The organism is Mycobacterium attenuatum (assembly GCF_900566085.1).
In the GTDB taxonomy this organism is placed as follows: Bacteria; Actinomycetota; Actinomycetes; order Mycobacteriales; family Mycobacteriaceae; genus Mycobacterium; species Mycobacterium attenuatum.
This window is the reverse complement of sequence record NZ_UPHT01000192.1, coordinates 1-11614: the sequence shown is the minus strand read 5'-3', so window position 1 is coordinate 11614 and position 11614 is coordinate 1. Positions and strand designations below refer to the sequence as shown.

The following is an 11614-nucleotide window of genomic DNA, read 5'->3' as shown; positions in this document are numbered from 1 at the left end:
GTACCCTCACGAATCTCTTGGTTCGGCGCTTAGCATGTCTTCCAAAAGTGTCAATTCCTCCTGCAGAAGGTCACCAACGTCAACGGTCATCTCCGGGCGCGGTGTGGTGGCCGCTGGGGGCTCTGGTGTGTGCTCGGTGCCGGATTGTTGGGGCTGTTCAAAGAATGTGAGCAGATGATGGGCGGCGGCGTCGATGGTGGGGTAATCGAATCCGAAGGTTGCCGGCAGGCGTACTCCGAACATGCCTTGCAGACGCGTTCGCAGATCGATCAGGCCAAGTGAATCGAATCCTTGATCCACGAACCCGGTGTAGCGGTCCAGTAGAACGTCATCACCGAAGCCCAGGGCTTGTTTGACATTGTCTTCGACCAGTCCTGTCAACACTCGTAGCCGCTCGCCGGGCAGGGCGTCGAGCACAGCAGCGCGGTGAGGTGCCTGATCTGTGGATCGGTGCGCTGTGATGGAACGCATATTGGTGAGCAGCGGATCGTGTGCGGGGTTGGCGCGGTGATAGCGCCGCCAGTCCACAAGGGCAGCGACCACTGCTGCAGTGCCGGCATGGAGTAGACCAGCGAGGGTTTGCATGCCAGTCTCCGGCCGGATCTCGACCAGGCCTTGATCGTGAATTCGGTTGCGCTCGCTGGCTGTCAGGCGCGAGGCCATACCGATTTCGCCCCACGGCCCCCATTGAATACTTGTGCACTTAGTCCCGACGGCACGCAGTCGGTGTGCCTCCGCGTCGAGAAAAGCGTTCGCCGCGGCGTAATTGGCTTGACCTGCACCGTTCAACGTCGCCGCGATGGAGGAGAAGCAGATCAGAAAATCCAATGTGGTCGAATCCGTGAGGCTTTCGAGCATGCGCATACCGCTTACCTTCGGAGCCAACACACGCACGAAGCGGCCGTGGTCGAGGCCGACGAGTGTCGCGTCATCAAGCACACCGGCTGCGTGGACGATACCGCTCAGCGGTATACCTATGGAAACCAAGTGGTTTCGAATGACGTCAGATGCGTTTGGTTCTGTAATGTCGACGTCGAGGATATCAATGACGCAGCCGGAGTCTTCCATGGAGCGGATCGCGACCAGCGTGTCACTTGTCGGCCGACTTCGTCCGATCAGGATAATCCGGCCCGCACCGCAGGACGCCAACATTTGCGCGGCCCGCAGCCCCAGTCCACGGAGACCGCCGGTGATCAGATACGCGCGATCACGTTGTACCTCAGCAGGTGTCGGGTCGTTGGCTGCTGAAACTTGCAGCCGGGCAACGTGGCGTCCATGGGCGCGGAACGAGACACGTAGTTCGTCAGTTCCGGCACGTAGTTCGGCAGCGAGCTCATCGAAATCGAAGCGGTCCGGATCCATATCGATAGTGGTGCATCGCAGTTCGGGACGTTCTGCTCGAACAGCGGAGGCAGCGCCCCACACCATGGCACCGACGGTATCAGTGACATCGGCGCCATCACGGACAGCTTGTGTTCCCGCGGTGATCCACCACAGCCGCGTGCGTGCCGGGGCGTGGGAGTCGACGGCATTGACGGCCTCGACCATGCCGGCGCACAACGTGGCACCATCATCTACAGGTCCCGAGATCCGGGGTGACAATACGGCACGCAGATCAACGACTCCGAGGAAATTGCCATCATCGGTGATTGCAGCCAGTGCTCGCGCTATGGCGTCCCTGAGCGGCATGTCCGCTTGTGGCACAACAGGAATCATCTTAATGTTTCGTATCGCTAGCTCGCGTCCGGTCTGGGCAAGCTGTGCTGAGGTGGGTCCCACCGCAATAACGGTGGCAGACGTGGTCGTCTCCACGGACGTTATCGCTGCGGGCCGCCAATCGATGGTGTGAAGCGGTAACCGCTCATCGGCCCGCAGCAGCTGTTCAACGCGTGCGCGTGAGATCTTGCGGGATTCAAATCCGTCGATCGCCACGACCAAGTCACCAGTCGACGAGTACATGCGCACGCGGGCGGTGAAACTGTCCGAATCAGCGTCATCATGCCCCAGCAGTTGGGCGTGCACCCAGAGCTCGTCGTCGACGGGCTGGCCGCTGTAATAATAGCGGTCGATGCTAAACGGCACATAGATCTCTCCTTGTCGGCGTAATTCGGCATTGTCGTATTTCCAGCAACTGTTCAGCAGTTGGAATGCCGACTCGACCAACCCGGGGTGCAGTGGCTCGCCGTTGGGCCCCACGCTTAGGGGTCGCTTAGTGAGGCACAGTGCCTCGTTGTCGCCTCTCCACAACGAATCGATCCAGTGAAAAGATTCACCCGTGTCCAAGCCAGGGACCCAGATATCGTGATAGAACGCTGCTCCGCTGAGCGTGTCTGCGCAACGTCGTTGGATCGCCCCACGAGTATCGGCGGTCAGGACGTGTATGTCTTCGATTAGGCCGTGACGCAACCGCCCGCTGAACAGTTCGACCCAGTCGGCAACGGCGGAATCTTCTGGCATTGCCTCGTTTTGGACTACAAGATTCAGCGCCCAAGCCCCCGATTGGTCGGGCCGCAGCACCAGCTGGGCACGCCGCTGCGCAGCCTCGGACACCGTGAACGGGTGCAGAAAGAGGATGTCTTCCATCACACAAGGACCTGTTTTGAGCTGCGCCGCTGCTGCTATCGACATCGCGACGTGCGAGGCACCCGGTACTACCATGTGACCGAACAGACGATGGTGATCGACATAGGCCGGCTGATGGCGAGCGAACGTCATCTCGTAGCGCTTCTCGTCCGACAGCGGCAATTCCACGACCTGCCCGGGCAGCGGTAGCTGAGCACTCGTCTGCGACGCTGAGGTCATGGCCCTGTCGATCCAATGACGCTGCCGTTCGAGCGGAGATGCAGGCAGCGGGATCCGCCGTCCCGATTTCATCGGACCTGTCCGTGTGAGGTCGAGGTCGAAACCGGCGGCATACAGTTTCGCGGCGGTTCGGTAAATCGCAGCCCACGAGCCGCCCCGGTCCTGCTCTGTGCTCATCGTTGTCTCGATGCCCGCTAAAGTCAGGTCGGCACGCAAGTCAGCATTGTCAGCACCGATACCACCGAGGATGACTGCGAATTCGATGCCCGTCTGCGCAGCACGCCTGCAGGCGCCACTACCGAGCAGCAGTTGTATTGGTCCCGTTGGCGCCAAACTCGTGTTGTCTCGGTATTTGTCCAACCGCGGGTGGTCGCCGGCATGCGCAGCGCCCAGCGCCTCCTCAATACTGAGAGTGCCAGCATAAGCGGCGGCCGCCCACTGCCCGGTCCCGATGCCCAACACAATTGGCGGATGTAATCCCAAATCGTCCCAAAGTGCGGCCAGAACGGTGTGCGCTGCGAACTCGCGCTGGACGCTCGTCGCGGATGCAAACCATGCCCGCGGGTCGCCGGTGTGCGCGAGGTCGCCAGTGCCGTGCGCACATCGGGTGATCGCCTCACGTACCACGGGCAGGTGCATGTTTGCTTCGACAAAAGCCAGAGTTATCGTGTCAGCGTGGTCTGGAAATACCAGGCAGACCGCTGTGCTCGCTGGCGCGCTAGGACCGCGATAGAGCCCGCGCTCGGCGCGGTTAGCTGCGAATGCGTCGAGCTGTGCCTGCAAATGATCGATCGACTCGGGTACCGCGGCAAGACGGTATGGGTGATGATGGCGACCGGCAGAGAGGGTAAAGCAGACGTCCGTCAGATCACACCCAGGTGTGCTGGCGAGGTGGTCGCCGATTTTCCCCGCGAGCAGCTCTAAGGCACGCGGACTGCGGGCCGAGAGTGTGAAAATGCCGTGTCCGGGGCGCCCGAGCCGAGGTTGTGGCGTCGGTGCGGGCGGCCGTTCGAGGACGACGTGAGCGTTGGTGCCGCCGATGCCGAAGGCCGAAACACCGGCGAAGTTTGCATCGACCGGCCAGGGTGTCGGTGTGGCAGACACCTGAAAAGGTGTGCTCGCCCACGGGATCCGTCGGGAGGGCTCCACGAGGTCGGGTTGCCCCGGCCTAATTCCGTAATGTAGAGCCAGCGTGGTCTTGATGAGCCCCGCGACCCCGGCAGCCGCATCAAGGTGCCCGATATTGCCTTTGACCGATCCGATCGTGCAATGCGCTCTCTCTTCCACACGGTCCCCGAAAACGGATTGGAGTGCATCGATCTCCACTGGGTCGCCAAGCGGTGTCCCAGTACCGTGGGCCTCGACGTATGCGATGTCCGCAGAACGCACGCCAGCCTGGCGTTGGGCACGCGTGATGACGTCGACCTGTCCAGTGACCCCGGGTGCTGTGTAACCAATCTTGGCCGAGCCGTCGTTGTTGATCGCGCTACCGCGGACGACGGCGAAAATGTGGTCACCGTCGCGCAGGGCATCATCGAACCGCTTCAGGACTACGACGCCCGAGCCACTCCCAAAAACTGTCCCCGCAGCGGCTTCGTCAAAGGCTCGGCAGTGCCCGTCAGGCGAGGCCACCATGCCGTCCTCGTATAGATAGCCGACGTAGTGTGGCACCCGCACGGACACGCCCCCGGCGATGGCCATGTCGCATTCCCCGCGCGCCAGACTGGCCGTGGCGAGATGGACGGCGACAAGTGAGGTCGAACAGGCCGACTGAACCGCGATGGCTGGCCCCCGCAGGTCCAGCTTGTAGGACAGCAGCGTGGGCAGAAAGTCGACTTCGTTTCCAATCTTGACTTGGTAATGTGCCGCTGAGGGCAGGTGGCGGAAGTCCGCGGCCAGGTAGCGGTGAAAGTAGTCGCTGGGCAGGCCACCGACGAAGACGCCGCACCGTGGGCGGTGTTTTGTCGATCCGTAGCCAGCATGGTCAAGGGCTTGATGCGCCGTTTCCAGCAGTAATCGGTGTTGTGGATCGGTAACTTCTGCTTCCCGCGGCGACATGCCGAACAGCTCGGCATCGAAGTACTCGATGTCCTGGAGCACCGCGGCTGATCGGACGTAGCGTGGGTCGGCGATCCGTTCAGGGCTTTCGCCCGCGGAAAGCAGTTCAGCATCCGACAGTTCACGGATGGAGCGCTCAGCACCGGCGATCAGGTTCCAGAATTCATCGATGTTCTCTGCACCGGGGACTCGGCATGCCATGCCCACGATGGCGAAACCACCAGTGCTACGCGCGGTATCACAGTCAGCCTGGCCCGCGCGCTCGGACACAGAACCGACATTGCAAAGGGCGCCGGCCAGGGCTTCGATAGTGGGGAACCGGAACAGGTCAGTGCGCGCTAGTTGCCCAGGAAAAACCGCATCCAGTCGTTGGTACACCTCGGCGAGCAGCACCGAATTGCCGCCCAGGTCAAAGAAATTGTCGCTGAGGCCGACGCGATCATGGCCGAGCACTGCTTGCCAGATGTGCTGGATAACCACCGCCGAGCTCGCTGTGTGCGTGGTGGTGGTAGCAGGCTCGGTCGAGGGGGCACTGCTTAGTTTCGGCACGGGAAGTTTGCGGTAGTCGATCTTGCCTGCGGTGTTTTGAGGCAAGGCCGCTATGTGCACATAAGCGGCGGGAATCATGTAGGCGGGCAGTCGACTTCGCAACTCGCGGCGAATCGTAGCGTTATCGACGCCCACGTCAGCGGTCACGATGTAGGCGATAAGGTCCTCGCCTGCGTTAGATAGCTTGCCTGTGGTGACTGCGGCTTCCTGCACGTAAGGCAGTGCCAACAGTGCCTTTTCCACTTCGCCGGGTTCGATGCGTATGCCGCGAACTTTCACCTGGCGATCCGCCCGCCCTAGATACTCGACGGTTCCGTTTGACGACCACCGTGCGCGATCACCCGATGCGTACAGTCGCTCAACGGGTTCCCAGGCGCTGGCGACGAATCGGCCCGCATCCATCGAGCTGTCACGGTAACCGCGTGCCAGACACGCCCCGCCGATATAGAGGTCTCCGGGGACACCGATCGGCGACGGGTCGCCATGCTCATCGAGCACGTGGACCGCGACATTATCGATGGGGCGGCCGATGGGAATCGTCCGTGTCTTCGAGTTCGTCGTGCATTCCCAGAATGTCACTTCGATCGAGGCCTCGGTCGGGCCGTAATAGTTGTATAGCGGGATCGATGGGAAGAGTTCGGCGAACGATCGGGCCAGGTCGACCGTGAGAGCTTCTCCGCTGCATGTTACCCGTCGCAAGGAGACACATGCCGCTGCGTTGGGCTCGGCCAGAAACAGCCTCAGCATCGACGGCACGAAATGTGCTGTCGTGATTGCCTTTTCTCGAATCAGAGCCGCCAAATACCGTGAATCCCGATGTCCGTCAGGCTCGGCAATGACAAGCCGCGCGCCGTTGATGAGGGGTGCGAAAATCTCCCACAGGGAGACGTCGAAGGTGAGTGGAGTTTTCTGCAGAACCGTGTCGGTTGATTCCAGCCCTAGTTTGTTGTGCTGCAGCCGATTGCACACCGAAGCGTGTTCAACGAGTACACCTTTGGGTTTGCCGGTCGAGCCAGAGGTATAGATGACGTAGGCCAGATCTGCAGGTTCCACTGGGGGTGGTACGGCGAACTCGGATCGCTCGATGATTGGCCATTCATCATCAAGAACAAGAACGGTGATCTCGGGCAAATTCATGAAGGAGTCCGCATCGGATCGGCTGTCGCAAACCACCATGACAGCACCGGCGTCGGTGACCACTTCGGCGTGGCGGTGGGCGGGATCGTTCGGATCCAAAGGAAGAAACGCGTTGCCCGACTGCATGATTCCGAGGTACACCGCGGGAAGGCGGATGGACCTATGCAAGCAGGTCGCCACGATTGCGCGTGGGCCTGTGCCATTTTCGACAAGATAGGCCGCGATACGGTACGCTCTGGCGCTGAGCTCCGTATAGGTGAGAGACTCGCTGCCAAACTCCACCGCAAGCTGATCCGGTGTTCGCGCGACTTGCTGAGCAACTAGCGCGGGTATCGTGGTAGATGCGCGCACCACCTCCGGACCGTGTGCCCAGCGCGCGATCTGTGCCCGCTCGTCCGCATGGGACATACGGATTCGGCTCACCGGCAGCGCGGCGTTGTCGTCGATCGAGGTGATCAGTGTGTCCCATTGCAAGACAAGCCATTGCACTGTAGCGGCCTCGAAGAGCACCGCATCGTAGTCGCAGATCAGTGTTACTTGTGCGCCGATCTCGGTGCGGATGAAGATCAGATCGCAAGATATGGCACTGTCGCAGGCAGCGTCGAGGGCAGCGGTCATGTCGTCCACTGCCGGCGGAATCGATGCGAAAGCCGTCTGAAATAGAGGATTGCGGTCGAACGACGACCCTCCTGCGTACTTCGCCGATACCTCGTCGTAGTCATATTCCGCGCGGCGAGTATTCAGCCGGTTAGTCTTCGAGATCAGTGCTGCAAGTAGTTGCTCGCCAGTGAGCACACCGTCGATGCTCAGCTGCAGCGGAAGCGGTGGTCCTGCATGATCATTCGCCATGGTACCGAGCACGACATTGTCGGTACCTCCGGAATGGCGCCACAACAGAATGCTCAACGCTGCTACCGCATTGAGGTCACCGGTGGCTGGCGTGGCAGCTATCGACCCGTGTCCTGTCGAGTGAGCAATGCGTGCGCGGGTAAAGCCCTGCATCGGCGGCCGCGCATGGTCGGGTGTGATCAGGACAGCCCCCGCTAGGGCAGGGTCGTCGATCCACTCTTCAGTGATCCCGAAATCTCCTGATGCGGACTTCATCTCGGACTCCTCGCCGGTTCGACGAGGTAGTTACCAAGTGCGAGAACATCGAGATTGGCCGACAAGAACGTGTCAATCGCTTCGGTCGGTGTGCGGACGATGGGCTGTCCCTTCACATTGAAGGACGTGTTGAGAACCATCGGAATGCCTGCCACGCTGCGAAATGCCTCGATCACGCGCCAAAACTTGTCGTTGGTTGCGCGCGCGACGGTCTGGACACGTGCGGTGCCGTCAATGTGCGTAATCGCGGGTAGCTCGGTTCGGAATTCGGCTTTGACCTGGGTGGTGAATAGCATCCATGCGTAGGTGGCTACGTCGTCGGGCCTCATGTCGAAATAGGTTGTCGCCCACTCTTCGAGGACCGCCGGCGCAAAGGGGCGGAAGGCTTCGCGCTTTTTGACTTTAGCGTTGATGAGGTCGCGCATGATTGGACTGCGTGGATCCCCGAGAATGCTCCGATTGCCCAGCGCGCGCGGGCCGAATTCTAGTGCGCCCTGGAACAAGCCTACCACCTTGCCTTCGGTCAGATTCTTCGCCAGGACCGCGGCGAGATCGTCGAAGTCGTCGAATCTCTCCCAGATGCAATCGGATCGAACGTCAAGTGCATGCGCCAGTTCATCGTCGGAATAAGAGGGTCCGCACATTGGTACGTCGATGCCGCGGAGCTCGACAGTTGCCTCGCGATTCTTGTGAACGTAGAGTGCAGCTCCCAGCGATGTGCCGTCGTCGCCCGCGGCCGGTTGCACGTACATCCGTCGGAACAGCCGGCTCCGCAAGATTACGCCGTTGGCCGAGCAGTTCAGCGCAACTCCGCCTGCCATGCAAAGGTTTTGCTGCCCCGTCTGCTTTTTGAAATACCGCAGGACGTGAAACAGCGTGGCTTCCAGTGCGGCCTGCAGTCCGGCTGCGAGATCGCGATGATGCGTGGTGATTTCGCCGTCGGGCTCGCGAGCGGGTCCGAATAACTCTGCGAGCGCAGTCAGGGTTCCGGCATAGGTCTCCCGGTCGAGTTCGGTGGGGTTGCTGTAAAGAATCGGGATTGTGAACGTTCCGTCTGGGCGTAGATGGATCAGGTCCATAATCGCCGAGAAGTATCGGCCGCGGTTGCCGTACGGGGCCAGGCCCATAACTTTATATTCATCGAGACCAAAAGCGAATCCAAGATAGTAGGTGAATACGCCGTAGAGAATCCCTAGTGAGTTCGCCTCGGGAATCGTCATGATCGGATCGATACCGGCTGGCGATGCAACAGCGACTGTGAGGCTCTCGGTCTCACCCATTCCATCCGCGACGACTACCAATGCGTCCTCAAATCCGCTGGGGTAGAAAGCACTTGCGGCGTGGGCAAGGTGATGAGGAACCTGCACGATGCGGTCGGACCATTGGCCGCCGAAGGTCTGTTCGAACTTGTCGACCAGTACGCTCCGCGAATAGACCGTGTCGAATCGGTCCTGAGATAGCACGTCATGCTCGAAGTAGCTGCGATGAGGCTCATAGGAAAACCCGTGCGCGACAAGATCAATCGATGCGGGTTGAAACCCGCCGTGTTCTAGGCAGTACTCAATCGATTGCGTCGGGAATGCGCCCGTGGCCTTTTCGCCGGTGAATCGTTCTTCGGCCACTGCGCTCAGGAGCCTTCCTTGGTCGAGAAGCGCTGCGGCAGAGTCGAATCCTTGGACCATTCGATATTGGCGCCAGTTCAGCCCAGGGAACCGTGACGTCTTGAATGGCACACTCGCGTGCAGCCCACTTATGCCTAGAATCAATGACATTTCACCCTCGCTGAAGCTGGGTGCGGTGCTTAACGCAACCGCGCGATGTATTGGATATTTTCGAACAGTTCGGTGCTGATGTTGGAGTCGGCCACCGCCGTACGAAGGAACGCGTGGTGGGCCTCTATGTCGGCTATCGTCGCACCGACTTCCGTGTGGTACGCCGGTGTGTACTGAGCAAACCCGAGAGCTGTACCAGGAAGCTGGCACATAACCCGGTCACCAGGGCGGACGCCGTTACTGTAGAGTGTTGCCGCTAGCGCATCGGCCGACCGCGCCAGTTCCAGATAAGTCAGTGAACTCGTATCGTCAGCGATGGCCAATTTGTCACCGCTTCTTTGAGTCCACTCCCATACGGCTTCACCAAGAGTCAATGGTTTCCACCTGAACGATAATGAGGTGATGTCCCGCCAATATTGTCAAGCGATAGAGCGGTTACCGGCAGATCATTCAGCAGTGTGTTGGCGACATCGCAGATTTGCTGTAAGTAGCAGCGGAGTTCTTCACTGGGGGTGAGATCGTTTGGCGGCCAGCGTAGCTCGTGCCATCCTCTGGTTAGACCGACGGGCTGTTGATGCCCACCGCAATTGTTGAGCCGCACAACATATCCCGTCTCTTTTGTCAGGCAACCATGGACGTTCAGTTCGATGCCGGGATCGCCCACGAGCACGGCCGCACTTAGCGCCTCATAGACCAAGTCCGACAGAGCCTGTCCGGGGGCTTCAGCGCTCCGGGCGGGGAGACTGCGTTCCAGCTCATCACCTTCGGCTACAAGCCAGCCGGTGAACGCGTCGTCGTCGATGGAAAACGGTGTACAAGTACAGTTAACGGCGACAACGAACACTGGCGCAGGGTCAGCATGGAGTGCGGTGGTTTTGAGCATCGTCGATCTCCCCCAATCGAGGTTTGTGTTGGGCGCTTTGGTCCAGTTCGGATGCGGCGGGCTCGGCGGGTACGACGAGGCTCGTAGCGGCACGCCACCGTCGGTGAACAACCCAATAACTCAAGGTCGTGCACGAGCACGAAGCGGAACTCAGTGGTCAGACCTCTCGCGGCGAAGTGTAACCCAGTCCGCCGTCTGCAATAGATGCACCATGTTGCCCATTCGGTCAGGCCATGGACGGCAAGGTGATTTGCGATGCTTAACGGTCACCACAGGACGGGCGACGCAGCGCTGAAGGCCGTCTGCCCAGACGATTGACCAACGTCCCGACGCCCTACCTCCTCGGCCTGGATGGTCCAGGCCCTCGGGTTTCCGCGATCTGGCCACACTCACGACTGACTGAGGGTACTCTTTGTCCAATATTTCCCTATCGTTGATCTATCATTGGCCCTATCCGGCGCAGGCAGAAATATAGCGGAAGGATCGCGGTTTAGCAAGTGATTGTTTGCCTATGATTTGCGTTGCGTCGCGTCCGCCCCACAATCGCTTAGAACAAGTTGTGCAGATCTACACAACAGATCTGCTTGTTCCAAATCCCAAGTGTTGGTGATGGCCAAAAGAACTCGACACCCGTGGAAGGTTCCGCACACGGCCCTTGGATGCTGGTTCCGTTCATAGCCGCCGATGCCCTGGTCCTTTAGGGGCTCTACCGAGTTAGCAGGGGCGTAGTAGTACTTTGTTAGGTTGGGAAGGTGTGGTGGCATAGTGGGCAGGCGCCGATCCAATGAGCAAGTGCGCGTTGGAGTTTGCGTACGATGCCGTAAAGGGTCAGCCCTGCCCAGTCGCTTTTGGGTTGGTTAACCGCAGGGTGGTGATGAACAGGTGGGCTGCGCAGACGAGGGTGGCGTGGTGGTGCCAGCCGGTCCAGGAGCGTCCCTCGAAGTGGTCAAGGCCCAGGCCGGTTTTCAGTTCTCGGTAGTCGTGTTCGATGCGCCAGCGGAGCTTGGCCAGGTGTACAAGTTCTTTGAGGGGTGTGTCGGGGCCGAGGGTGGAGATCCAGTAGTCGGTGGGCTCGTCTGCACTGGTGGGCCATTCGACGAGCAGCCAGGCTTCGGCAAGACTGCCGTCGCCGGCGGGGGTGATGTCGCGATTTGCCGGGCGGATCCGTAAGGCCATGAATCGGGAACGCATCGCCGCGGCCGGGTTGTCGGTGTTGGTCTTGGTGCCGTGGCGCCAGGTTAGCGTTTTTAGGCTAAAAGATGCCCGGCAGTCCCTCACCGAGACCGCATTGCTGCGCAACTGGATAAGA

At 60.2% G+C, this 11614-nt stretch carries 4 protein-coding genes and 1 pseudogene; all 5 read right to left on the bottom strand.

The window, feature by feature from the left end:
• Positions 1-6: 6 nt before the first annotated feature.
• Positions 7-7650: an amino acid adenylation domain-containing protein gene (locus tag EET13_RS29155; protein WP_122445492.1), complete on the bottom strand. Its 7644-nt coding sequence runs from the start codon at positions 7648-7650 to the stop codon at positions 7-9.
• On the bottom strand, positions 7647-9332 hold the full coding sequence (locus tag EET13_RS29150; protein ID WP_211189162.1) for a carbamoyltransferase family protein: 1686 nt from the start codon (positions 9330-9332) through the stop codon (positions 7647-7649). Before EET13_RS29150 ends, EET13_RS29155 begins: the two co-directional genes overlap by 4 nt.
• Before the next feature lie 119 nt (positions 9333-9451).
• The gene (locus EET13_RS29145; protein WP_280177895.1) at positions 9452-9796 is read right to left on the bottom strand and encodes an AMP-binding protein; all 345 of its coding nucleotides are present in this window, start codon (positions 9794-9796) and stop codon (positions 9452-9454) included.
• The gene (locus EET13_RS29140) at positions 9793-10305 is read right to left on the bottom strand and encodes a hypothetical protein (RefSeq protein WP_122445489.1); all 513 of its coding nucleotides are present in this window, start codon (positions 10303-10305) and stop codon (positions 9793-9795) included. Before EET13_RS29140 ends, EET13_RS29145 begins: the two co-directional genes overlap by 4 nt.
• Positions 10306-11093: 788 nt before the next feature.
• Positions 11094-11547 (bottom strand): annotated as a pseudogene (locus EET13_RS29135) (transposase); the annotation flags it as partial.
• Positions 11548-11614: the final 67 nt, after the last annotated feature.